This is a genomic window from Rhizobium arsenicireducens, from assembly GCF_964021225.1.
In genome coordinates this window covers 34,964-58,828 of the sequence record NZ_CAXHYK020000003.1, presented here as the reverse complement: position 1 = coordinate 58,828, position 23,865 = coordinate 34,964, and the positions used below count along the sequence as shown (strand labels likewise).

At 59.2% G+C, this 23,865-nt stretch carries 26 protein-coding genes and 1 pseudogene; 14 read left to right on the top strand and 13 right to left on the bottom strand.

Features of this window, described 5'->3' with window-relative positions:
• Positions 1 to 119: 119 nt before the first annotated feature.
• Positions 120 to 299, bottom strand: coding sequence for a hypothetical protein (locus ACWPVA_RS21465; protein WP_102022155.1), 180 nt, complete (start codon positions 297 to 299; stop codon positions 120 to 122).
• Between the two features lie 85 nt (positions 300 to 384).
• Between ACWPVA_RS21465 and ACWPVA_RS21460 the strand changes: the two genes are divergently transcribed.
• A complete protein-coding gene (locus ACWPVA_RS21460; RefSeq protein WP_102022154.1) occupies positions 385 to 903 on the top strand; it encodes a helix-turn-helix domain-containing protein in 519 nt (172 codons plus the stop codon).
• Positions 904 to 1,267: 364 nt separating this feature from the next.
• Here the strand turns inward: ACWPVA_RS21460 and ACWPVA_RS21455 are convergent, their stop codons facing one another.
• Entirely contained in the window at positions 1,268 to 1,615 is a 348-nt protein-coding gene (locus ACWPVA_RS21455) for a hypothetical protein (protein WP_102022282.1), read from the bottom strand.
• Between the two features lie 211 nt (positions 1,616 to 1,826).
• On the opposite strand from ACWPVA_RS21455, the gene ACWPVA_RS21450 reads away from it, so the two are divergent.
• Entirely contained in the window at positions 1,827 to 1,994 is a 168-nt protein-coding gene (locus ACWPVA_RS21450; RefSeq protein WP_172450267.1) for a hypothetical protein, read from the top strand.
• A 928-nt stretch (positions 1,995 to 2,922) separates the two neighbouring features.
• Here ACWPVA_RS21450 and ACWPVA_RS21445 read toward each other — a convergent pair.
• Together ACWPVA_RS21445 and ACWPVA_RS21440 are read right to left on the bottom strand one after the other, a co-directional pair.
• Entirely contained in the window at positions 2,923 to 3,945 is a 1,023-nt protein-coding gene (locus ACWPVA_RS21445; RefSeq protein WP_102022153.1) for a tetratricopeptide repeat protein, read from the bottom strand.
• 120 nt (positions 3,946 to 4,065) lie between these two features.
• Positions 4,066 to 4,350, bottom strand: coding sequence for a hypothetical protein (locus ACWPVA_RS21440; RefSeq protein WP_102022152.1), 285 nt, complete (start codon positions 4,348 to 4,350; stop codon positions 4,066 to 4,068).
• Between the two features lie 275 nt (positions 4,351 to 4,625).
• Here ACWPVA_RS21440 and ACWPVA_RS21435 point away from each other — a divergent pair, with 275 nt between their 5' ends.
• Together ACWPVA_RS21435 and ACWPVA_RS21430 are read left to right on the top strand one after the other, a co-directional pair.
• Positions 4,626 to 4,844: a hypothetical protein gene (locus ACWPVA_RS21435; RefSeq protein ID WP_102022151.1), complete on the top strand. Its 219-nt coding sequence runs from the start codon at positions 4,626 to 4,628 to the stop codon at positions 4,842 to 4,844.
• 23 nt (positions 4,845 to 4,867) lie between these two features.
• Entirely contained in the window at positions 4,868 to 5,629 is a 762-nt protein-coding gene (locus tag ACWPVA_RS21430) for a nucleotidyl transferase AbiEii/AbiGii toxin family protein (RefSeq protein WP_245408068.1), read from the top strand.
• 542 nt (positions 5,630 to 6,171) lie between these two features.
• Here the strand turns inward: ACWPVA_RS21430 and ACWPVA_RS21425 are convergent.
• The 4 genes from ACWPVA_RS21425 to ACWPVA_RS21410 all read right to left on the bottom strand — a co-directional run bounded on the left by ACWPVA_RS21425 (position 6,172) and on the right by ACWPVA_RS21410 (position 9,935).
• Positions 6,172 to 6,873, bottom strand: coding sequence for an ATP-binding cassette domain-containing protein (locus tag ACWPVA_RS21425; protein ID WP_454289717.1), 702 nt, complete (start codon positions 6,871 to 6,873; stop codon positions 6,172 to 6,174).
• 9 nt (positions 6,874 to 6,882) lie between these two features.
• A complete protein-coding gene (locus tag ACWPVA_RS21420; RefSeq protein ID WP_454289716.1) occupies positions 6,883 to 8,055 on the bottom strand; it encodes an FtsX-like permease family protein in 1,173 nt (390 codons plus the stop codon).
• Positions 8,052 to 9,266 (bottom strand): HlyD family efflux transporter periplasmic adaptor subunit, encoded by a 1,215-nt coding sequence (locus tag ACWPVA_RS21415; RefSeq protein WP_102022222.1) that lies wholly within the window; start codon positions 9,264 to 9,266, stop codon positions 8,052 to 8,054. Before ACWPVA_RS21415 ends, ACWPVA_RS21420 begins: the two co-directional genes overlap by 4 nt.
• A gap of 225 nt (positions 9,267 to 9,491) precedes the next feature.
• On the bottom strand, positions 9,492 to 9,935 hold the full coding sequence (locus tag ACWPVA_RS21410; protein WP_454289715.1) for an EF-hand domain-containing protein: 444 nt from the start codon (positions 9,933 to 9,935) through the stop codon (positions 9,492 to 9,494).
• 219 nt (positions 9,936 to 10,154) lie between these two features.
• Between ACWPVA_RS21410 and ACWPVA_RS21405 the strand changes: the two genes are divergently transcribed.
• Together ACWPVA_RS21405 and ACWPVA_RS21400 are read left to right on the top strand one after the other, a co-directional pair.
• Positions 10,155 to 10,889, top strand: coding sequence for a response regulator (locus tag ACWPVA_RS21405; RefSeq protein ID WP_454289714.1), 735 nt, complete (start codon positions 10,155 to 10,157; stop codon positions 10,887 to 10,889).
• Entirely contained in the window at positions 10,886 to 12,223 is a 1,338-nt protein-coding gene (locus ACWPVA_RS21400) for a sensor histidine kinase (protein WP_454289713.1), read from the top strand. Before ACWPVA_RS21405 ends, ACWPVA_RS21400 begins: the two co-directional genes overlap by 4 nt.
• 29 nt (positions 12,224 to 12,252) lie before the next feature.
• Here the strand turns inward: ACWPVA_RS21400 and ACWPVA_RS21395 are convergent, their stop codons facing one another.
• From ACWPVA_RS21395 to dsbD, 5 genes are read right to left on the bottom strand one after another with little or no spacing between them, the layout of a single operon-like run.
• Entirely contained in the window at positions 12,253 to 12,708 is a 456-nt protein-coding gene (locus ACWPVA_RS21395) for a thioredoxin family protein (protein WP_454289712.1), read from the bottom strand.
• Between the two features lie 4 nt (positions 12,709 to 12,712).
• Positions 12,713 to 13,324 carry a DsbA family protein gene (locus ACWPVA_RS21390; protein WP_454289711.1) on the bottom strand — a complete coding sequence of 204 codons (612 nt, stop codon included), beginning with the start codon at positions 13,322 to 13,324 and terminating at the stop codon, positions 12,713 to 12,715.
• A complete protein-coding gene (locus ACWPVA_RS21385) occupies positions 13,324 to 14,031 on the bottom strand; it encodes a L,D-transpeptidase (protein WP_454289710.1) in 708 nt (235 codons plus the stop codon). The genes ACWPVA_RS21390 and ACWPVA_RS21385 overlap by 1 nt, the downstream gene beginning before the upstream one ends.
• A gap of 6 nt (positions 14,032 to 14,037) precedes the next feature.
• Positions 14,038 to 14,853, bottom strand: coding sequence for a prolipoprotein diacylglyceryl transferase family protein (locus ACWPVA_RS21380; RefSeq protein ID WP_454289709.1), 816 nt, complete (start codon positions 14,851 to 14,853; stop codon positions 14,038 to 14,040).
• Complete coding sequence (gene dsbD, locus ACWPVA_RS21375) at positions 14,853 to 16,679, bottom strand: protein-disulfide reductase DsbD (protein ID WP_454289708.1); 1,827 nt, start codon at positions 16,677 to 16,679, stop codon at positions 14,853 to 14,855. Before dsbD ends, ACWPVA_RS21380 begins: the two co-directional genes overlap by 1 nt.
• Before the next feature lie 113 nt (positions 16,680 to 16,792).
• Between dsbD and ACWPVA_RS21370 the strand changes: the two genes are divergently transcribed.
• The 8 genes and pseudogenes from ACWPVA_RS21370 (at position 16,793) to ACWPVA_RS21335 (ending at position 23,595) form a co-directional block, all read left to right on the top strand.
• A complete protein-coding gene (locus ACWPVA_RS21370; protein WP_102022214.1) occupies positions 16,793 to 17,452 on the top strand; it encodes a response regulator in 660 nt (219 codons plus the stop codon).
• Positions 17,449 to 18,816, top strand: a complete 1,368-nt coding sequence (locus ACWPVA_RS21365; protein ID WP_454289707.1) for an ATP-binding protein — start codon at positions 17,449 to 17,451, stop codon at positions 18,814 to 18,816. The genes ACWPVA_RS21370 and ACWPVA_RS21365 overlap by 4 nt, the downstream gene beginning before the upstream one ends.
• A 105-nt stretch (positions 18,817 to 18,921) precedes the next feature.
• Complete coding sequence (locus ACWPVA_RS21360) at positions 18,922 to 19,665, top strand: L,D-transpeptidase (protein WP_102022212.1); 744 nt, start codon at positions 18,922 to 18,924, stop codon at positions 19,663 to 19,665.
• Positions 19,666 to 19,710: 45 nt separating this feature from the next.
• On the top strand, positions 19,711 to 20,505 hold the full coding sequence (gene dsbG / locus ACWPVA_RS21355) for a thiol:disulfide interchange protein DsbG (protein WP_454289706.1): 795 nt from the start codon (positions 19,711 to 19,713) through the stop codon (positions 20,503 to 20,505).
• Positions 20,506 to 20,699: 194 nt separating this feature from the next.
• Positions 20,700 to 21,557: pseudogene (locus ACWPVA_RS21350) on the top strand (MBL fold metallo-hydrolase); the annotation flags it as partial.
• A 6-nt stretch (positions 21,558 to 21,563) separates the two neighbouring features.
• Positions 21,564 to 22,355, top strand: a complete 792-nt coding sequence (locus tag ACWPVA_RS21345; RefSeq protein ID WP_454289739.1) for a sulfite exporter TauE/SafE family protein — start codon at positions 21,564 to 21,566, stop codon at positions 22,353 to 22,355.
• The gene (locus tag ACWPVA_RS21340) at positions 22,355 to 22,993 is read left to right on the top strand and encodes a class I SAM-dependent methyltransferase (protein WP_454289705.1); all 639 of its coding nucleotides are present in this window, start codon (positions 22,355 to 22,357) and stop codon (positions 22,991 to 22,993) included. Before ACWPVA_RS21345 ends, ACWPVA_RS21340 begins: the two co-directional genes overlap by 1 nt.
• A 44-nt stretch (positions 22,994 to 23,037) precedes the next feature.
• Positions 23,038 to 23,595 (top strand): CIA30 family protein, encoded by a 558-nt coding sequence (locus ACWPVA_RS21335; RefSeq protein WP_454289704.1) that lies wholly within the window; start codon positions 23,038 to 23,040, stop codon positions 23,593 to 23,595.
• Positions 23,596 to 23,865 lie beyond the last annotated feature (270 nt).

The following is a 23,865-nucleotide window of genomic DNA, read 5'->3' as shown; positions in this document are numbered from 1 at the left end:
TGATGCTGATGAATGTGAAGGAGGCTTTGGGAGAGTGGAGACCGCCCAGATACGAGGCAGGGCGGCCTCCGCAGGCACATGACAGAAAAGGGCTAGAGATCTGCCACGACCTGACCTGATCAGCCGGCAATATCGGTCGATCGGGCGAAGCTGTAAATGTTCCGAACCGATTTTTGCCCAAGATGCATGTGATGGAAGGCGAAGCCGCAGCGCAACCGATCGTCACCCGAATGGGCGGAGACAGTGCCTGCTGGCTCCGTGCCGAAGGCATAGAGCGGGGTCGCAAAGCGATGCGCCAAAGCAGCGATCCGGGGTAGACTTTCGAGGCACCATCTTTAATTGTCCCGGAGGAATAACGATTATTTTCCAGTGTGGTTGGTGGCAATGGCAGGTTTCGGACTCGAGCAGTGGGTAAACTATCTCGGACTTGAACGCGTTGACGATCCAAACAAAGATCATCCGGTTTATCGCAAACGGCTCGACGGAAAGATCATCGATCTCAGGCAACTGGATCTGCTTGTCGCGCAAAGGCTGCGTGACCTGCGAACCGATCGACAACTTGCGCAAGCCAAAGTGGCTATGCTTCTAGGGGTGAAGGAGGCTACCTACGCCCGCTACGAAAACGCCTCCTCCTTGATGACAGTCGGACGCCTGCTCCACGTGTTCGAGGTCCTCGATGTTACTCCGGAAGAGTTCTTCGATCCTCTAGTCAACGAACAGCCCTCTCACTCCAAAGCCGAGTCACGCGAAGCCCTGAGAGACCAGCTGATGGAGGAAACGGTCGACCACCTGAAAAAGCTCGACGATACGACCTTGAAGATGGTGCATGATCTTGTGCTTGCCATGGAGCCCCGGACGATCGAGAAGCAGAAAGGGAATGGCGCGGCGAAAGCCGCGCCATAACTTGCACTCAATGGGTTGGCTCTGGTTTCCACCGCGCGCCGGCCGCCTTTGGCGAACAGCTGGCGCTCATGCGGCGTCCTTCCCCCCATCTGGCGAAGACACCGCTCGGATCGATCGGCGCCAGTCCGAGATCCGAGGAAGACAATGAAGAACATCGGAGCTTTCAGCATAGCGCCGCCCCTCCTTCAGGGGCGGGAAAGCGGGAATTCTCGACACGGTTTTGACGGAAGAAGGGAAGCCGCAGGAGGCTTAGCATAGCGCCGCGAAGCGGAAGCCGGGACCGACTTACCCCGCCAAGACCGTTCCGCATCACCAAGCCAAAAGCGATGTCTAACCATCGGATGTGTGCCGGACCTGACTGCATTCAGTGCAGTGTCGGGGCAGGGGCCGACAGGAGCTTCACCGCGTTCTTCACGACCTTACGAAGCTTTCGCCAATCGGGAAGGTCGCCTTCATTGACGCGTTCCTCGATCGCCGTCAGGATCCAGCCAACGCAGGCTATATCTTCGACAGCGCGGTATTTATCCGAGCGATGGAAGCAAGCGACAATACGAGGCCGTGCGCCTTCCTCGGATTTGGGGATCTGCTCAACCAGGTCCCGCGCTTCGCGATAAGCATTGGCTACTCTCTCACGTTCATCAGGACCGGCTTGCGTGATCATTCCAACAGTCCAAACCAGCGTTTTCGAAAGGTCGACAACTTCGTCTGTCATGGCGTGATCATCCTTCCGGTGCGACGGATTCAAAAAGGTACCGTCCTCGTTGTACACGCGCAAAGAGCAGACCTGCAACTTTCGATGGCGTCGCCTGGCGCCTTCATTTGGCGCCTGATTTGTGCTCTTTGGGAGCGTCCCTTCAAACGGCAAAGCCATGATTTGCGGACGGGGTTGCTCTGCGCTATATCCTTTCTGTAGGCGACCGCAAATGCTCTTGAAGAAGTTTGACGAAAACAAGAAAGCCCTGAAGCAGATCGGCCGCGAAGCGATGGCCGAGAGCCGTCGTTTGGGCCTGCCGCTCTCCGCTCGTGACCTTCAAAACGAAGCCGAAGATCAGGCGAAACATGCGCAGAGCAAGCGCGTCTCTGCCGCCTGAGGTCTGAACTCTTTGCTCCAGCCCACCTGCATTATTCTCGGCGGTCGTAACAGATCGGGTAAGACGTCGGCGAATGCGAAACTGGAGGCTTGCGGCACTTGTATAGCAACCTCAGGTCTCGCTGGGAGCAGCCCGGGCACAGGAAACGTGGACGCCAGGTATGCCGGCTGTCAAAAAGGACATGTCTGCCTACGCCACAGCGTGAAGTGGTAGGTGGCCATCAGGTCGTGTTTTTCTACCTTTACCCGGCATCTGGTATCACCGCGGACGTTTATCTAGTCATCACCAGCTGCCATTCGCGCGAGGTGGCGTTCAGCCGTATCAAGCAGCGTTTCAACATCCACACTATTCTGCGCAAATGCTTGCATGAAGCGAAGCGAATTCCCTGAATGAAAAAAGGCTTCCGCAGAGCAGGAGCCTTTTGAAAGGAATGCGGGTGTGCCTTACCGTGGTGTACCGGCCTCGAGGGCGCACATGCTGACGGCGACTACCAAAGTAGAAGCCCCGCTGTCCGTAGCTGATTATTCATGTCTCACCACCCGGGGTATATTTCAAGACGGGGGTAGGGTGGCCTGTGAGGGTGGGCGTCCGAAGCTCGCTCAATTCCAGCATAGATCATTATCGCACCATGAATGCATCAAGTGACCGCCTACAGGCCCTGTTAGGAGCAATGTAGCCCGAAAAGATGGGAGCGACACCGGGGAGTAGAAATGGACGCTCCCAGGCGCACGGATCCTTCCGGCGATCGATAAGTCTCTAGAGCGCTCCGAGCCGGTCGCTCGCATGCCGATGGAGCGCGCTGCGGTGGCGGATCGAGTCCCGCCGGGTGAGGGGAGGGAGTGGTAGCAGCTCCGACGGTTTGGGTTCGATGGCTAGGCCAAACATTTAGTGGAACCAAAGCAGCGCGGTCGAGCGCCGGCCGTCAGTCTCACACCCCGTAACGCGGCTGCAGTTGAGGATAGAGCCAGGGTTTGACGGGTTGGCCCCGGCGATCGCGCCTTTCGATAACGATCGCTTTCGAGAGCTTGTCGTCGATTGCGGCCATCAAGACTTCCTCCTGGGCGCCCAATGCACTGCGCTTTTCGAACTCTTGTTCCCAGAGCAGCGCTTCCTTGATTGCAAAAATGTCCCCGCGCTCACGCATCACCTTCGGATGGGTATGGAGCCAGCGCAGAAATGCAACCGCTTCCGGAGTCGAGCGCCACAGAGCGTCGTAGTGTTCGGCATAGGCCTCTGCGGTTTCGGGCTCCGACAGGTTCGATCCATGCCAGATGGCCATTGGCAAGGGGCTCGGCATGCCCGTTAAGATCTCGGCAATGTATGGATTCTCGATAAAGGCCCGGCGCAGGATCGTTGCGGCCTCGACCATTTTCCCAGACATGATTTCAACCAAGGCAGCCTCGTAGCGATAAGGAGGGTAGCTGTCCGCTTCTTGCTTGAAGATCTTCTGGGCCTTCTTCTCGTTGCCCGTGCGCAAATACTCCGAGCCGATCAGGTAGCGGATGCCCTGGTTGTCGCTGGGATTCCAGCGCAACATATGCTCCATTATTTCGATTGCCTGATACCGTAGACCAAGTTTCTGGTAGCAAAGAGCGACACCATGAGCTGCGCGCAAGAAAGGCCGGTTTTCCAACCAGGACCATTCGATGCGGCCCCGGTAAGTCCGCGGGATAGCCGCTAGGCCAATTCCTAGCCCTCGTTCGCAGGCGTCGAGCGCCTGTTTGGCTTTGCCTCGCTCAAGCATCACGAAGCCGAGATGCGCATGACCATCAATATAATTCGGATAGTGCTCCACCAGATCAGCCAATGCCAGATGGAACTTCTTCTCCGACAGGCTTCCGCTAGCGCGCTGATCGAGAAGAGTGTCGAGCTGACCGTCAGCCTCTCGCTCCTCGGCACCATGCCGAAACCGCGCGCCGTCGTCATCGAATTCCAAAACCACAGCCGCCATTCGATCTAAGCTCCTCCCGATGAACTGTTGCCCGCAGCACTAGAAATGCACATTTGCCAGTGATATTGATCAGAATGCTCCCTGAACAGCCGATATTGTTCGGCGATGAGCCGCTTTCTATCAAGCCCGGCATTGCCGCTCACTCCGACCCGAGCCTGCCGTTTCAGACCTGCGGAAGATCTCGCTCTTCGATCTCCCGCAGCCGGGACACGACCGGTCACGCCTTAAGAGTGCCCTGTTTGCGTTCAGTTCAGGGCTCCTTACCTGCAACTTGGCTATGGCTTCATAATCGGGGAAGTAGACAAGCATCTGGTCGTCGTCGAGACGCTCCACATGCGGCAGCACTAGAGTCATGGTCCACAGATGCGACAGGTCTTCGTCGAAACCATTTTCCTGTTCGTCCATGCGAATTTCGGTCGGAGGCTGGATCCTAAAGCAGGAGGCAGGGGAGGCGGAGTCCTCGCCCGTGTGACACCTCCAAAAGAAAGCGGGGGTGCCGACATCACATCCGATGCAGCGGCTGTCGGTTCGGACCCAGAGCAGGGGACTGCGTAGCCTAGCAAGATCGACGACTACTGACGTTGACGTTTGCTCCGCGGGGGACCATATGCGAGGAACTCGTGGATGAGGCGACACGTTGTCGTGTTGATCGACCGTGTTCAATGAGTTAGATTGTCATCATGATGCACTTTGGCGACAAGATCGTTCCCGCCGAATTCCCGGAGCTTAAGTTGCTCGCGTGGAACCGCAATCCCGTGCGCCCTATCGCACCGGACGAGGCATTCGCTCTTTATGAGCGGAACTGGCGCCTCGTAGACGCAGACAACCTGACGCCGCGGGAACAGCTGCTTATTAGAGAGCTGACCGACGAATGCGGCCACGGCGTGATGCTCGTCTAGCTTCCTCGCTTCAAAAAAGCGCTGTGCTGCCATCTCATCCGAGCATCCATGAACGCGAGGCGATAGTGGCTTATCTTAAACCCGAGCACGAGATCATCGGAGAGCTGCTTGCCGGAATGGATGCACCATTCCTAGCGGAATGCCAGTGCTACTTCGGGGGCGGAACCGCGATCGTCCTGAAGAACAACGAGTACCGCAGGTCGCTCGACGTCGACTTCTTATGCGCGGACATGGAAGGCTACCGGAAACTGCGGGTCGCGTTCTTCGACCATGGCGTCGCTGCCGTGCTGCCGGACGGAGCGAAAGAGCTACGCCAGGTTAGAACCGACCAGTACGGCATCAGAACTTTTGTCGAATACCAGGGCCAGGCAATCAAGTTCGAAATTGTCCGGGAGAGCCGCATCCCCCTCTCGGGAAATCTCGACCCCGACCTCGGCGTCCCCACCCTCGCGATCGAATCAATGTTCGCAGAGAAGCTGCTCGCAAACGCCGACCGTTGCCAGGACAATTCCGTTGCCTACCGTGACGCCATCGACCTTGGCTTCCTTGTTCTCCAGAAGGGGGAAATCCCTCACGTGGCAGTGCAAACTGCGGAAGCAGCGTATGGCAGCCTCGTTTCGAGGAGCGCCGCCTGGGTGTTGAACAAGCTGCAGGATCCCGACCCGATCCGTTATGCCGTCGAGACGCTTGACATGCGACTAGAAGAAGCAAAGGCGGGCCTTGCCGCCCTTCGCGACGCTGCACGCCACACGTGGCCGGACGCGGACATCCGGGCAAACCCGTAACATGGCGGAGGTTTTGACTTCTAGCGGCCTTGCGGCACAGGCGCATCCGGCCGCGCGTGCGGCACGCAATATTAAAGAACCCACGCTGGTGGCGTACTGGCCGCGATGTCTTTCGTTCAGTCCCACGCGTAGCGCTCGCGGTTTGGTGCGTCTTCGGCGTCGGCTATTCGCGTGCTCAGCCGTCTTCTTCCGAGGGGCCGGAGAGAGCCGTCGCATGAGTACCTATACCAGCTTCTTCGCTGCCGAAGTTCTATTCAGGCAGTTCTCGTTTCCTGGGCCTAAGGACAGTTTGGATGCAGTGCTCGGCCTGAAAAGTCCGATATGAGCGAATGCCACGGCTCCTGCCAGCTCCGCCGCAACCACTGTCCATAACGATGGAGGCACGCAAAACCTCGTAATTTTGCGATATGAATCAACGTTTTAACCAACATCGCATAAGTATAATTATGGAACTTCTAGCCCACATTACATTGTTGTTCAGTCCACTACGCAAATCCATTCATCGCACATATGATTTCCTAGGCTCTCGTGTTTCATGGATCCTAATTTTGTGCTCGTTCCTCTGTCTTGACGATGCGACCGTCCTCCAGCGTGAGAATGCGGTCAGCGCGGTCGAGGATGCGATTGTCGTGGGTAACGAGCAATGTGGTGGTACCTCGTGCCTCACCCATTCGCTTCAGAAGATCGACGACATCCGCCGCGCTGTCTTTATCCAAGGCGGCTGTGGGCTCGTCGGCTAGCACGAGCGCTGGGCTTGAGACCAGAGCGCGGGCCACGGCCACGCGCTGCTTTTGCCCGCCTGACAAGTTCGCGGGCCGATATGTGGTGCGGTCGCTCAAGCCGACCAGGCCAAGCGCATGCTCAGCCGCGTTTTGCGCCACGCTATCGGCCACTTCGCCGTGTACCTGCATGCCCATCATCACGTTCTGCAGCGCTGTCAGGCTTTCATGCAGATTGTGTGCCTGAAATATGAAGCCCAGACGGCGGCGCAGGCTGACAAGCTGTGGCTGCGATGCGCCGTTCAACTCACTTCCCAGAAGCTGCACTGATCCATCCTGCACGGCTCTGAGACAGCCGACAAGCGTAAGGACCGTCGTCTTGCCAGAACCGGAAGGACCCATAAGCACGGTGAAGCTGCCGCGCTTCAGCGTCAGGTTCACATCAAACAGTGCCTGTTTGCGAGCGTCGCCACTGCCGAACCAATGGTTCAATCCACGCACCTCAACGATTGCCTCGTTGTCCATCGCAGCCTCCTAGAAAAGATCGGCAGGGTCGGCCGCACCAAGTCGGCGGGTCGCAATGGCGCCAGAAAGGGCGGAAAAGACTATGGTGCCGAGAAAGACGGTCATTGCCATCGAAGGTGTCATGCCCAGAGGCAGGGTCGTGATCTTTCCCATCAGCGTCAGGATGATCGTCCCGACGATCAGTCCTGGGATAAATCCCATGATCCCCAACACCAGCGCCTCTTCGAAGACGATGCCGAGGAAGAAACGCGGGCTATAGCCCATGGCCTTGAAGGTTGCGTATTCGCGCAGGTGGTCGGCCACGTCGGTGGACAGCACCTGGTAGACGATGACGATGCCGACGAGAACACCGATCAGCACGCCGAACCCGAAGATGATGCCCGTGGGCCGCTTGGTTTGTTGATAGCGCAGATCCTCCTGCGCTGCATCCTTATAGCTGCGTATGCGAAGGGACGGATCGGAAATCAGGGTTTTCAGGCGCGTAATCACGGCTTCTGTCTCGGCACCGGGGCGCAGGCTCAAGAAAATATGGTCGGGAGCAGAGGAACTCCGCGTCGGGAATAGCGACAGGAACGTCTGGTCAGAAACCAGCATATAGCCATCGCCACCGAAGCCTCCACCGCCGGAGAACGTGGCATAGGCGGTAATAGTACGGCCTTGCGTTTCAAAGGACAAAGGCGTTTGCGGACGGATTGAAGCTGCTTCGTCCTTGGCCAGCCCTCGGGCCAGCCGATCGAGTATCGCTGCGTCTCGCACCTGCAGGAGATTGAGATCGCTTGCAATATCCTTCGACAGAAACTCGGTCTTGATCGGATCTACACCGAAGGTCGTCAGACTGATGTCCTTTTCGCCGCGGTCCCAGGGAACGTTGGCGATGAAGAGACCCATTCCAGCGGCTACATCCGGATCTCCCAGCGCCTGCAGCAACCATTGTCGAGCCACATTGCCACCGTCGGTCAAGGTACTCGCATCGCCAGCCGAGATCATGATGTCTGCCTGGAAGAAATCATAGGGTCGCAATGTTGCAGCCCCCATCGAATTCATAATCCCGAGCTGGACGAAAACCAGCACATTGGCAAAGGCCACCCCGGCGAGTGCTGCGGCGAAGCGAGTGCGGTTGTGGGTCAATTGCAGCCAGCCGATGGGCAGCCGCCCGAACAGGCGTTGCAGCAGGTAGCTCATGGATTGACCCGTACCGTGGTGTCAATGCGGGCGATGACCTCGAGATTGGTGAAGCGTGCAGCGACATCCGAGGAGGCTTCGTCCAGTACCACCAAGACCTGGATGACGCGCGCATCCTTGTTTTCCGCCGCATCGTCAGAAATCAGGCCTTGCCGTCCCACGGTCAGTCCGATCCTGTCCACCCGGCCTTGCAGCGTGACGCCGAGAGCCGGGGTTACCAGCTCCACCGGCTGGCCAACCATGACGGCACTGATACGGTCCTGCCAGATCTCAACCTCGGCCATCATCTGATCCGTGTCCCCCATATCCATGATGCCATCGGTGGGAGGTCGCTGTCCGGGCGTAACATGGATGTCGAGGACCGTGCCGGTGATGGGCGCCACGACTTCGGCGCGTGCAAGGTCGAGCCGAGCACGGGCCAGTTCGGATCGGGCGGCATCGACATTGCGGCTGGCGACGATCACATCAGGCTGTTCGTCCAGCGTGACTGCGGCATAGCGCGTTAGCGTTGCCTCTGCGCGCACAACGGAGAGATTGGCGCCTTCCGCTGCTGCACGGGCCGAATCGAGTGCAGCCTGCGTGCTGACCGCGTTCGAGGCGAGCGCCTCCGTTCGCGCCAACGTCGATGCAGCTTCTGCTGCCGTGGACAGTGCTTGATCGAGTGCGGCTTTTGCTTCGTTGCGGCTAGCCTCGACCGCCAACCGGGTCTGGATGAGGTTGGCCTCGCGCACGGCGAGATTTGCCTCTGCGGTGAGTACGGCACCAGCGAGAGCCGCATGATTGTCGAGCCGCGCCAGCAAGGAACCTTTTTCCACCCGATCGCCGACGGAAACCAGGATGTCCGCGATGCGCGCATCCCCAGCCCCATAGGGCGCCGCCACAACTGAAACGTCGCCACGCGGCATCATCCTCGCCAAACCCACCACATCGGAAGGCAACAGGGTTTCCACCATCTTCGGGGGGAGTTCGATGTCAGGCGGCAAGGCAATGGGTGCGTCAGAGCCGCCGCCGGGTTGAAGTCCCGTCAGCGCGTAAAACTTCTGCAAACCCGTCGGCTGAAAATACATCCCCAGCACAGCGCCCGAGAACATGAAGACTGGGACCAGCAACACCAGCAGGTACCGCTTGCGAAACCAGCGGCGCTGCCGAGGCGTTTTTGGCTCGGACAGATTCAGATTGATCGGGAGGCTTTTTTCATCCGTGGCTGACATTGCAGGTCACTCGTTCCTGTCGATCTTTGAATGGGATGTTGACTTCAATACCTTCGCCACGGTCTTGCCAACCTGCAAGGATACCTCAGCTTTCAGACTGCAACGCTACACATATGACGAGGCGTATATTTCCATTGTTTGATATCGTGCATTTGTGAGCCTGGCCAGACATCCAAGCGGATGTCTGGCCAGGAAAGATGCGACAAAGCCACTCAAGCCCAACGTTTAGCGACCGAAATCAGCCGTTGTCACAACGCCGTCTGTGTCACGGTCCAGCATGCTCATCCAGGCGACGGCACCGCCGAGGAATTCGTCCCGTGACACCTTGCCGTCCTGGTCTGTGTCGTTGTTCTGGAGTGTCATTCCCTGGGACGCCCGGTCGGCTCTGCCACCATGACCGCCGGCATTGGCCTTCATGTCGTTGGCGCGCGCCTCGTCGAAATACACGTATTCATCGGCGTCGATAAACCCGTCCTCGTTGGAATCGAAGGTGAGGAAAACGTCACCGCGCTTGGTCTGCAGCTCGGAAAGGGTGGCTTCGCCATTTGCGTCGAGGTCCCAGTTCTCCAGGAAGTGGGCACCGGGATTGCCCTGTTGCTGAGCCATAAGGGGTGCGGCGGAAGCAGCCAGAGCCATGGCAGCGATCAGAGTTTTCTTGAGACTATGCATTTTGCGTTCCTCTTCATCGGATCTCATTTGCGCGTCTTGAGCGGCGAAGTCTGTTTCACCCCGCCTCGACTGCGATGGACATGTGATGACGGATGCATGTCGCACGATGATGCCGTCTGCGGTCCCTTTTGTAACGGTTTGTCGCAGATCGGCGGACTGACACCCGGCGTGACAAAGGAGGAGTGGAACGCAGTCCCCATCATGCGCTAGAAACGTGCCATGACCTCAAGCGAGCCCAGTCCCCATATCCTGATCGTCGACGACCATCGCGACATCCGCGACGGACTGGTCCGTTACCTTGAGAAGAATGGATTTCGGACCACGGCTGCGCGCGACGCGACCGAAATGGACAAGTGCCTACATGGCGGACGCTTCGATCTCGTGATCCTCGACGTCATGATGCCGGGGGAAGACGGCCTTTCGATCGCACGGCGGCTGAGCAGCGCAGGTGGACCGCCGATCCTGATGCTCAGTGCCCTGGCCGAAGAGACAGATCGCATTGTCGGTCTAGAGGTAGGCGCTGACGACTATTTGCCGAAACCATTCAGCCCGAGAGAATTGCTGGCAAGGGTCAAGGCCATCTTGCGGCGGACCGGCAGAACGACCAGCCTGGCCGGCAGCCTCTCCGGCCGACGCCTTGCCTTTTCCGGATGGACACTGAACACGGATACGCGGCAGCTGACACGTGACGAGGACGGAAAACAGATATCGCTGAGCTCGACGGAGTTCCGCCTCCTCATCGTCTTCCTCGAACGCCCCCGATTTGTTCTCTCCCGGGATCAGTTGATGGATCTGACGGAAGGACGGGCCCCGGACGTCTTTGATCGGGCGGTCGACAATCAGATCAGCCGGCTGCGTCGCAAGATCGAGCCCGATCCGGGACACCCGACCATCATCACGACGATACGGGCGGGAGGCTACAGCCTCGCCTGTGATGTGGCAGTATTGCCATGAGCATTGGATGGCCCAAGGATCTGAGTGCGCAGATCGGACTGACCACCCTCGCCGCGCTGATCTTTACCCAGATCCTGTTCCTCGCCTTGTTCGGTGCCGAGCGGGGCCTCTCCCATGTGGAGGAGCAAAGGGCGGATATTGTAAGGCAGGGTGAACGCCTGGTTGATCTCCTGCCGACGATCCCTGAACCGGCGAGGATGGATGTTCTTTCGGCCGCCGGATCGGACCGCGTGTTGTTCCGGCTGAGCGACGCGCCAATTGTCGCCGCTGTGACATCAGATAGAGATGCGCGCATGGAGCTGGGAGCGCGTCGCAGCTCCTCATTCGACCACCGCGACGATGGAACGGTGACGGCGCTCGCGCGCAGGATTGGCCTCACACCAGCAACCCTGCGTCTGTCTCTTCCGACCTCCGACGGTCAATGGCTCAACATCGAGGCCAATCTGGAGCGGCCCGGCGCATTCCTGCCGCCGCGGCTGTTGCTCGGCGCGATCCTCTCAGCTCTCGCGGTCTGGATCGTCATGCGTTTCCTGGTGGCACGCATTACCCTTCCCTTGCGACAACTTGCTGACACGGCAGACGCCCTGGATCTGGACCGGGCCCCACCGGAGCGTATCGAAACTGGTCCAAGCGAAGTGAGAGTCCTGGCGAAGGCACTCCACAGTCTGCATGCACGCCTTGTGAATGCAGTCCGCGAGCGGACCCGCATTCTGGCAGCACTTGGCCACGATCTGCGAAGCCCGATCACAGCACTTCGGCTGCAAGCAGAATTCATCGATGAGGATCAACTGCGCGAGCGGATAGCTCGCATTCTCGACGAAATGCAGGAGATGACCGAAACGACCCTCGCCTATGCACGGGGCCTCAGCGAAGCAGGTGACAAGCGTCCGTCCGACCCCTTCGCACTCGTTGCCCGCCTCGCCAAAGAGCTCAACACGACCGCGAGCCCGGTGACGCTCGGCAGCATGCCGGTCGTCACAACGCCACTGCGGGAGCTACCGGTACGCCGCGCCGTTCGCAATCTGATCGAAAATGGCCAGAGATACGGCGGCAAGGTTCACATCAGTGGTGAACTGGACGGATCCGCCGCCCGCATTCATATCGATGACGACGGCCCCGGAATTCCTCTGGAGGACCTGCAACGCGTGTTCAGCCCCTTCGAACGCCTCGAGGCGTCCCGTTCCCGCGACACGGGCGGTCACGGTCTCGGCCTGACGATTGCGCGCGACATTCTGCGAGCCCAGGGTGGGGATGTGGAACTACTCAACCGAGCAAAAGGTGGCCTGCGGGCAACTGTGATCCTCCCTTTCAGTGGCGGATCAGACGCTCCTTAGTCGCTGTTTCCCTGGAATGGAGGGCCAACCTAGCGCGCACTCTCCAGTCGACCGACCAGATTGTCGACGTCGAACTCACCGACTGTGCGTGTACCCGGAACTTCTATTCCCTGCCCCGTCTCTGCAATGAAGACGGTTGGCGGACCCTGCACATTCAGAAACTGAAGCAATGCGGCATTGTCGGCCGTCCAGGCGGTCACGTCGATCTTGAGCAACGCAAAGTCATTCATCTGCGCCCGGACCCTCGGATGCACGAGGATCTGTCCATCAATGGTCTTGCAGAAGGCACACCAATCTGCCGCGACATCGACCAGTGCATGCCTGTTGCGCATGCGGGCAAAAGCAATTGCTTCGGTATAATCCTGGACGGAGCGTATCGGCCCGACCACTGTCGACGCCGCCTGCACCTCAACGGGAGGTGCGAGGACGACGGCAAGGGTCCCGACGAGAAAACTCCGCCGGTTCACTCTTTCAATAGACCGCATCCCCTCAGCCCTGTCGCGCGCGCGCGACCGCATCAACGAGCCCCTTTTCGTCCAGCACACCGGGATAGAGGCTCGATCCGATGACATAGGCCGGGGTACCCGCGAAGTTGAAGGCCGTGGCCTGGGCGTAATTGCGGTCCAGCAGGCCGGAGATCTTGGCCGTGTGTTTGTTCACGGCAACAGCGATTTCGTCCATGGACAAGCCCGCCCCGGTCAGCCTGCTCTCGATGTCATCATGTGTCAGCTTGCCCTTGGTCTTCATCAACGCGCCCATGGCGATTTCGTATTTGCCGATCTGCGCCGCACCCAGCACCGCCTGGGCCGCAAAGATCGAGGCATCGCCGAAGATCGGCCAGTCCTTCATTACCAGCTTCACATTGCCGTCCCTTTCGATGACCTTTTTCACCATGGGATGCGCCTTTTTGCAGTAGGGGCACTGATAGTCGAAGAACTCGACAACCGTGACGTCGCCCTTCGAATTGCCGAGAAACGGTGCGTCCTTGTCGTTGAAGACCTCGTCCTTCGTGAGCTGTTGTCCGAAGGCCAGCCGACTGCCGAAGACGGCGAACGTGCCAAGGGCGAGCCCCGATGTCAGTATTGTGCGACGCTTCATCATCAGAATTCTCCCTTTCCGGATTCTTCGGCAGTGAGGACAACCATCTTTGACCCTTCCGGAACACGGGCATGCAGATCGATGATGTCCTGGTTAAGAAGGCGAATGCAACCAGACGAGACGGACTGGCCAATCGACCAGGCCTCATTGGTGCCATGGATCCGGTAGAGCGTGTCTTTTCCGCCCTGATAGAGGTAGAGAGCGCGCGCACCGAGCGGATTGTCTATACCGCCCGGTAAGCCCTGGGCGAGTGGGCCATAGCGATCAGGTTCGCGGGCAATCATGTTGGGTGTCGGAACCCAGCCGGGCCAACGGGCCTTGCGCTTGATATCGCCCTCACCCTGGAATTCCAGCCCGGCCTTGGCGACGCCGACGCCGTAGCGCATCGCCTTGTCATTCTCCATGACGAGATAAAGGAAGCGAGCATAGGGATCGACCACAATCGTGCCGGGCGCATAGGACGTGCGATAATTGACGACCTGGCGAACATTGCGCGGATCCATCTTCGAGACATCGACAGCAGGAATGATCTCCTCGCCGTCCTGCACTTCGCCATACATGGCCTGCAACGCCGGATCGATAGGCGGTGGAGATGGCTGAGACGGCGTGCCCGTCGTCTGCGAGCAGGCGGCAAGCAGGAGAGCGAGCCCCGCCCCTACGCCTAGTTTCTTCAGGATGCCGATAACCGGCCACAATTCTGCAAGTCTCATTCTCTGTTATTCCTTGTCTGCGGGGATCAGTCGGGCGATGGCGGCATTCAAAGCCTCGCGCGAAATCTCTCCGAAATGGGTCGTGACAACTTGGCCGTCAGCGCCAAGAAAGAGGGTCACCGGCATTCCAGGCGCTGCGTAGTGGCGCGAAAGGGAACGGGCAGGATCAAGCAGGATGGCTTCAAGCCGGAGGTTTTCGTCCTCGAGATACGCCTTGATCACTGCTGGCCCTTCACCCTGATTGGCGAAGATGAAATCGACGTCTGCCCGAGCCGCAGCCACTTCTGCCAGAAGTGGCATTTCGCGGCGGCAAGGCGGGCACCAGGTTGCCCAGAGGTTCACGACGGCAGGGCGCCCACCGCGCTCTGACAAAGCGACAAACTGAGAACCATCAAGATTTGCCAGCGTGAAACGGGGCGCAGCCGGCCCTTCCGCTGCTTGCCAGAGCATGGTCAGCGAGAACCAGACAAAGCATCCTGCGGCGAGCGGCACGGCGGCAAGCGGCAGCGTCTGCCGGGATTCACGCATCAGAAAGACGAGCGTGATCGCAACACCGATCGCGCCGCCAATCATCGAAAAGCCGCCCTGCCATACATAAAGGGCGCGCCATGGCTCGGCGAGAAAGCTGTCGAGATGCATGAGGACATGCAGTGCCCTTGCTGCGATGAGGCCCGACAGCACCGCAGCGGTCGTCCAGGGCGCGAGCCGTTTGTCATAGCGACCCGCCAGAAATGAGCCGAGCCCGAGGAACACGAAGAACCCGATGATCGCCGCCAGCCTGCCGGATGCGAAGGCAAGCGGCCCCAGTGTCACGACGTCCATCAGGGCGTACCCTTGGCTGCCCGGGCGGAGGCAGCAAGCTTGTCGATCGTTACGTCGCCCACCAGACGCGTACCCGCCACCTCCTGCTTTTCGTGATCGAAGAAGATCATCGTCGGCGGACCAATGGCATTGAGGGACCTCAGGAGTTCATCGGTCTCTGGAGAGGTCGAGGTCATATCGATGGTCAGCAGGCGCGCACCGTGGAGGGCCGCCGAGACACTCTGGTCCGTCAGAACAGTTCGCTCTATGGCGCGGCAGGTGACGCACCAATCCGCGGTCACATAAACGAGGCTGGGCCTGTTCTCAACAGAAGCCTCGGCCAGCACCGAAGTCAGCATTTGTGGCGAGGCGACGGCTTCAAAGTCCGATTTCGCGATTTCGGCCACCGTCTGCCCGACCCCGGTCTTAATCGTCAGCGGCTCCAGAGGGGCAAGCGGATCGCGGGCACCGAGCCCGACACCGACGAGCAGGAGGGCTCCCCAGACGACCGAAACAGTGGCCACAGATCGCGAGATGACAGCCGCGCCAGCAGAGGCACTTGCGACCCGGATTTGCCAGAGGAATACTCCGACTGAAACGGCAAGGCACGCCCAGGCAAACAGCACCAGCGTTTCAGGCAGAAGAGGGCTGACCATCCAGATCGCCGTTCCGATGAAACCGAAGCCGAAGGCGGAGCGGATGCTTGCCATCCACGCCCCGGCACGCGGCAGTGCCTTGCCGCCGAGCGTTGCCATCAGGATCAAGGGGAGGCCTTTGCCTAGCCCAAGCGCGAACAACGCGGCCGCCCCGATGAGGACATCTCCGGTGCGGGCAATGTAGAGCAGCGCCCCCGCAAGTGGCGCGGTGACACAGGGACCGATAAGAAATGCGGAGGTAAAGCCCAGCATCGCAGCCCCACCAAGCGATCCGCCACTGCGTCCCCCGGACGACAGGCGATTGCTGAAGCCAGCCGGCATCTGGATCTCGAAGAGCCCGAAGTTGGACAGGGCTAGGATCAGGAACAGGCTGGCGATGACGATCGTCGCCGTTGTCGATTGCAAGGCAAATTGCAGATTTTGCCCCGACCAGGCCGCGACCATGCCGAACAGCCCGAACGCCAGCGCCAACGCTCCGACATAGACGCTCGAAAGGATGAAACCACGTTTCGGCGAAAGGGCCCCGCCCTCTCGCGACAGCATGGCGGCAACGATCGGATACATGGGAAAGACGCACGGGGTAAACGCCAGAAGCACGCCGAACCCAACAAAACCAATCAAAAGCAGAGGCAGGCCGCCTCGCGCCAGGAGTCCATCGACACCGGTCGTTGCTTCATCGTGAGCGAGCGCGAAATCCGGATTTTGAGCGCTGAAGGACGACCATCCGCTTTGCGGTGCATTCGATGTCTGGAAAGATATCGGACTTCCGTGCTCCGAGTCGCTGAACTTCAGGCTGGCCATGTCGATCGTTTTCGTCACAGGCGGATAGCAGAGCCCGCCATCCTGGCAGCCTTGATAGGTCAACTCGATCGTCGACGCGTCACTGATAAGCGTCGCCCGGGCGGTGTCATAATAGACCTCGGTCGATCCAAAGCCCGGATCGTCCTTGATCTTTCCATCAGGCGTCTCCAGTTTCAGCGGACTGCCATCGTCACTTTTGGCGGAGAGATAATCCCGGTAGAGATAGTAGCCTGGCTCGATCTCCCACGTCACGGCAACTTCGGTGGCGGAGATCCGTGACAGCGAAGGCCGAAATGCCTCGTCCATCTGAAGCGGCGCGGTCTGGGCAATGGCGATGCCGGCGAAGAGCAAAACGGAGAAGAAAATCGCCAGGTACCTCAAGAGTTGCATTCCATCATTCCTTGTGACGCATCGAATGTGCGGCGGTGTCTGCGGGGCAGCTTAAGGCAGGCTTAAGCTGGGCAGGCCATGGCGTGAAACGACATTTTTCTCACGGAGGTGTGATGCGTATTCTTGTCATCGAAGACGACGCGATCCTGCTCGACGGGTTGAAGGTGGGGCTTGGCCTCGCCGGCTTTTCGGCAGACACAGTCAGCACGCTTTCCGATGCTCGGGCAGCGATCGAAAACGATGCCTTTGATGCCATCGTGCTCGACCGCATGTTGCCGGATGGATCTGGGCTGGATCTGCTTCGTACGATGCGCGCCGCCAGTAACCGCACCCCCGTACTTCTGTTGACGGCCAAGGATGCCGTGACCGATCGCATTGATGGTCTCGACGCCGGCGCCGACGACTATCTCGGCAAACCCTTCGACCTCGACGAAGTGGCGGCGCGGCTGCGCGCCATCACCCGGCGTGCCGAGGGACGCGCCACACCCAAGCTCACCTGGGAAGAATTAACTCTCGACCCGGCGAGCATGGAGGTTCAGAAAAATGGAGAAATCACTGGCCTGTCGCGGCGGGAATTTGCCGTCCTGCTAGCATTGATGGAAAATCCGACCATGGTCCACTCCAAGCAGAGCTTGGAAACAAGGCTTTATGGCTGGCAGGAAGAGATTGAGAGCAACACGATCGAGGTACACGTGCACAAGCTGCGCCACAAATTGGGTGCCGCCTCGATCGAAACCGTGCGCGGCGTCGGCTACCGCATGGGGAAAGCATGATGCGATCGATCCGGCTCCGGCTTTTTCTCATCCTGCTTGCGGCAACGGGTGCCGTATGGCTGCTTGCCGTGCTTTGGACCTATCTCAGCACGCAGCGTGAAGTCGAGCGGGTTCTCGACGCGCGCCTGACGGAAGCGGCGCGCATGGTAAGCTCGCTGATCACCGACCACCACATCGACGTCGCAGCAGCCGTCGACGCGGCGCAGGCGGCAGGCATTCCCGAAGGCTTCGGCCTGCATGACGGAGACTATAGCCGGCAATTGTCCTGTCAGATCTGGTCCCTTCAAGGTGACCTTGTCAGCCGGTCGGAGCGCGCGCCCAGTACGTCGCTCGCCGATCACGAAAGCGGATTCGCCGAAAAGCTCGTCAACGGCGAGCGCTGGCGTGTCTACGCTGTCGTCAATCCCGAGCTTGGTGTGAGGGTCCTAGTCGGCGATAGTATCGAGATCCGCGAAAAGTTGGTCGGTGACGTCATCACGGGCCAGCTCGTTCCTGCCCTGGCGATCCTGCCAATGCTCGCCGGCCTGATCTGGCTGAGTGTCGGGCGCGGTCTATCCCCTCTCCGGCAAGTCGCCGACGCCTTGTCGCTGCGCTCAGCCGACGAACTCCACCCCGTCGACGATAGCGGAGCACCACGAGAGATCAGGCCTCTACTCGGCTCTCTTAACGCCCTGTTCCAACGCGTGGAGGAGGCACGCGAGCGGGAAAAGACCTTCATCGCCTACGCGGCCCACGAGCTGAAGACGCCGCTATCCGGTTTGAAGACCCAGGCCCAGGTCGCCCTTCGCAGCGATAGCGATGAGGTCCGTGCCAATGCCCTCAACCAGATCTCGCTCAGCGTCGACCGGACCGGGCGCCTCGTTCGCCAGCTTATAGACCTGGCAGCCGTTGATTCACTGGACAAGTCTTCGGCATCAGAAGCAGTGGCAGTCAAAGCTATGGTCGAAGAGCTGCGCGGCGAAATGGCGGCACTCGTTTCGTCGAGGGAAATCACGGTTGAGAGCGACATAGCCGAGGACCTGGTGATCAGCGTGCCAGGGAAGACACTTTTGCGGCTGGCCTTGCGCAATGTAATCGAAAACGCCCTGCAACATGCGCCGCGCAATTCATCCGTCCGGATCATCGGCACGCAGACCGTAACAGGCACCACGATCGCCGTGTGCGATTCCGGAACCGGCATCGATGAGAAAGACGAGCAGCGCCTCATGGCCCGCTTCCAGCGCGGTAGCAGCGCAAACGCGCTCGGAAGCGGCCTCGGCCTTTCGATTGTTGAGATGGCCCTGACAAAGCTTGGTGGTCGGATTTCATTCCATAGGCAGACGGGTTTCTGCGTTTGTCTGGAGCTGCCAGGTTCAGAAGCGTGAGCGATCGCTCTCCATGCCACGGGAGAAAGGTGAGCCTTAAGCCAGCCTTAAGGTGAGAGAGAGAAGCGGGGCGAGGTAAACCTCACGAGGAGCTTATCGCTCGACATGTCCGCACCCTTCTCACCTTGCCCCGTATCTGCCGTTTACCGTAGCTGCACCCACATCCGGTGCCTGAAGACATTGGTCGCTCTGGGTCTGGTTTCAATCGGCCTCATTTCCTGCGCCGCCACCGCGCCGACGACCCGCACCATTGCTCCGCATGCCTTTCAACCGCCAGCACCTGAACCACGCTCATCCGGCCTTGAGCGTTACAAGGCGCGTGGAAACGAACCCTTCCCAGTCCCCGCTGTCGATACACAACGGATCGGCCAGCAGTTTCTGAAGCAGATCGTGGACTACAAGACCGAGCATCCACCCGGCACCATCGTCGTGGATCCCCAAAATCGCTTTCTCTATTTGATCAAGGAGAAGGGAAAAGCTGTCCGCTATGGCGTGGGCGTCGGCAAGGCCGGCTTTGAATTTTCCGGAACCGCTCACATCGGCTTCAAGCGCCAATGGCCCCGCTGGACGCCCACGCCCGACATGCTCAAGCGTGACCCCGCTCGTTATGGCAAATGGGCCCATGGCATGGACGGCGGTGACAGAAATCCACTTGGGGCGCGGGCCCTGTATCTCGTCAAGGATGGCAAGGACACGCTTTATCGCATCCACGGGACCAACGAACCCTGGACGATCGGAACGGCTGCGTCATCCGGCTGCATCCGGATGCTGAACCAGGACGTCATCGACCTCTACAGCCAGGTTCCGACAGGCGCCAATATCGTCGTTCTTGGCCCCGCAGGGGCCTGATCTCCCTACCCACAAAAAGAAATCAGACAATCAAAGGATCGCATCATGCTGTTGAGATCACGTCAACGTCCCATACAATTTCCGGCAGTCCCCCTGGCGCTTCTGCTGGGCGTCGTCATGGCGACGGGTGCTGAAGCTGAAGACAAGGCCTATCCCGAGATCCTTAAGACCATCGAGCAGCAGGGCATTCGCATTCTCGGCGAGATGCAGGTTCCGGGTGGTCTCAGAGCCTTCGCCGCCAAAGCCGGAGCGCAGCCTCTGGCGATCTATCTGACACCCGATAATCAGCATGTGGTCGTCGGAACGCTTGTCGATGCCTATGGGCAGGATATGGCGGAAGATCAGCTCAAAAGGATGGTCGAAGAGCCCTTGAGCGAAGCCGCTTGGACCAAACTCGAGGCCGCAACCTGGGTTCAGGATGGCGATCCCGATGCACGTCGCATCGTCTATACCTTCACCGACCCCAATTGCCCCTATTGCAATCGCTTCTGGCTGGCCGCTCGGCCCTGGATTGAAAGCGGCAAAGTTCAGTTGCGTCACGTGATGGTCGGCGTGATCCGCCAGGATTCCCCCGCCAAGGCCGCCGCCATTCTTCAAGCGAAGTCGCCGGAAGAAGCACTGACGGAGAACGAGCGCAAACATGCCGATGGCGGCATTCACCCGCTAGACACGATCGATGGCGACACGGCTGCAAAGCTTGATCGCAACGCCACCTTAATGACCGAGCTCGGTTTCGGCGGCACGCCGGCAATCGTTTTCAGAACCGAAGAAGGGAAGATCGACACCTTTGCCGGAATGCCGAGCGAAGCTCAGATGGGGATGCTGCTAGGGCCGCAATAATCGGGTGCGTCTGCACATCGGGCAACGCCGTGCTCACACTGAATCCGGTCCAACAGAGCCGAGAGACCGAAGAGGAGCCACACGCCTTTATTTCGTTAATATGTAGATATATATATCGGAATATATATTGCTTGCGGGGCAGGTGTTCCGCCTGCCGCATCTTCCAGAGGAGGGCCGAGACCATGACCGCCAAGCCAGATGTGAAGGGCTTTTTCGACGCGCGAACGTTCAGCATCCAATATGTGGTCAGCGATCCGGCAACTGGAAAATGCGCAATCATCGACCCGGTCCTCGACTATGATGAAAAGTCGGGCGCAACCGCGACTCGCAATGCCGATGCGATCCTGGATTACATCAGGGAAAAGCGCCTCAGCGTCGAGTGGATCCTCGACACCCATCCCCATGCAGACCACTTTTCCGCCGCTCGGTATCTGAAGGAAAAGACCGGCGCGCCGACCGCGATCGGCGCGCGTGTCGTCGAAGTGCAAAAGCTCTGGAAGGACATTTACAACTGGCCGGATCTGCGAACCGATGGCTCGCAGTGGGACCGCTTGTTCGAAGCCGGCGACACCTTCTCGGTGGGTGAACTCAATGGCCGCGTCCTCTTCTCACCTGGTCACACGCTTGCCTCGATCACCTATGTGATCGGCGACGCCGCCTTTGTGCATGATACGCTGTTTATGCCGGACAGCGGCACGGCGCGCGCGGATTTTCCCGGCGGCAGCGCAAAGCGGCTCTGGGCCTCGATCGAGGAAATCCTGTCGCTGCCGGATGACACGCGTCTGTTCACCGGTCACGATTATCAGCCCGACGGGCGCAAACCTCTCTGGGAAAGCACGGTCGCCGAACAGAAGCGCAGCAATCCGCATATCGCCGGCAAGGTCGAGGCGTCCTTCGTGGAGCTGCGCGAGGCTCGCGACAAGACACTGCCCATGCCGAAGCTGATCCTGCATGCGCTTCAGGTCAACATCCGCGGAGGACGCCTCCCGGAACCGGAAGGAAACGGCAAGCGCTATCTGAAGATCCCGCTCGACGCGCTTGCAGGAAGCTCCGTGGGAATGAACGACCTCGTCACCCAGGCTCTGACGGCTGTCGGTTCGGGCGGGCTGGTAGGTTTCACGCTTGGACTGATCGGCGGCGGAGGCTCCATTCTGGCGACACCTCTGTTGCTTTATGTAGTCGGCATCTCACAGCCACATATCGCAATCGGCACCGGCGCTCTGGCCGTTTCGATCAATGCCTATGTCAACCTCATCGGTCATGCTCGCAAAGGGCATGTCTGGTGGCGTTGCGCCTTTGTTTTTGCCGCCACCGGGACGGTAGGCGCACTCGCCGGCTCAACACTCGGGAAGGCATTCGACGGGCACAAGCTGCTTTTCCTGTTTGGCCTTCTGATGCTGGTCGTTGCAGCCCTGATGCTCCGGCCCCGGAGGACCATAGCGTCAGACGTCGTCAAGACAGATGGCCTGACATGCTGGAAAACGGCGGCTGTTGCCATAGCGGCAGGAGCAGCATCCGGCTTCTTCGGAATTGGCGGAGGGTTCCTGATCGTGCCCGGCCTGATGCTCGCGACCGGCATGCCGATGATCAACGCGGTCGGGTCGTCGCTTCTCGCCGTTGGCACCTTCGGCCTCGCCACTGCGATCAACTATGCGGCCTCGGGCCTGATCGACTGGGCGGTCGCGGCCGAGTTTATCGGTGGCGGCGTGATCGGCGGTGTCGGCGGCATGCTGCTGGCGACCCGTCTGTCAGCACGGCGTAACATCCTCAACCGAATCTTTGCCGTGCTGATCTTCGTCGTCGCATTCTATGTGCTGTACAAGAGCAGTGCTGCGATCCTGCCGCTCTGATGAAAGGTTTGGAAATGTCTTTGTCTAAGCAGCAGAAATTCTGGAACCGAATCGCCGGGCGCTATGCAGCGCGCCCGCTGAAAGACGTGGCAGCCTATGACACCATGATCGGTGATGTCGCGTCACGTCTCAAACCCGGAGATCACGTCCTTGAGCTCGGCTGTGGTACCGGCAGCACGGCAATCCGGCTTGCGCCCCATGTGTCACACTGGACAGCGACAGATTTCTCGGCTGAGATGATCAAGATCGCTCAGGACAAACCTGCGGGAGCCAACCTGACCTTCAAGATGGCAGACGCTGAGAATGCCTATGACGGAGGACCATTCGACGTCATCTGCGCCTTCAACGTTCTGCATCTGGTGGAAAACCAACCAGCCACCTTGGCGCAGATTTTCACCAATCTGAGACCCGGCGGCCTGCTCATTTCTAAAACCTGGTGTTTCGCCGATCTGAAGTTCAAGTTCCGTCTTCTGTTTCGCGCGCTGCAGTTCGTAGGCCTATTTCCGGCGGTCAGGCAACACAGCATCCCCGAGCTTCGGCACTCGATCATAGATGCTGGTTTTGAGATCACAGACGAGCGGATCTTCGGCAAGTATTCGCAAAACCCCTACATCGTCGCGCGTAAGCCTGAGCCATGAGATTTGACTTCGCGTCATCCCCCGAGAGGATATAGGACAACCAGATGCGTTTCAAAATTGGACTTGCGACAGTGATCACCCTGATACTGTCGGCTTACACACCGGCGCTGGCGAGCGACATGTTGATCGACGATTTCAAGCAGCAACCCGAAACGCGCTGGCGCTTTTTCGCAGACACCGTGATGGGCGGCGTTTCATCGGGACGGGTCCAATTCGTCAGCGACGACGGGCATGCGCATGCACAGATGACAGGCCGCGTAAGCACCGATAACCGTGGCGGCTTCATTCAGATCCGGTTGAAATTGCAGGACACTCCGCCGGAGAACACAGTCGGCATACGCTTGATTGTCCGTGGCAACGATCAGCGATATTTCGTACATCTGCGTACGGGAGGCACGATCTTGCCCTGGCAATTCTATCAGGCAGGATTTGATGTGACGCGCGATTGGACCGAGGTGCGACTTCCCCTTACTGAATTCAAAGCGTCTGGACCGATCTTGCGCAACATTCCGCGCGCAAGCAGCCTGACATCGATCGCGATAGCCGCTTATGGTCGCAACCATGATGCGGATATCAGCGTCCGCGAAATCGGCTTCTATTAGACCAACGCACCATTGCGGATGGACCCTAAACCGGTCAACCTCTAAGCTTGGCGTCATCGTCTGCCTGAGAGCCCGCGCGTCTGCCACTTCGAACCGTCGTGGAGGTGCGAAGTGAGCCTAAGCAATGCGCGAACTGCCGCCTGCTACCCGAAGACCAGGAGCCACGCAAAAGTCCGAAAATGCCTCCTGGCCTCTGCACCCCGGACTTCTGAACACGACAAGCGCTGGAATGTTGGTTTCCACGCGGAACTGAGCCGGTTTTTCCACCGA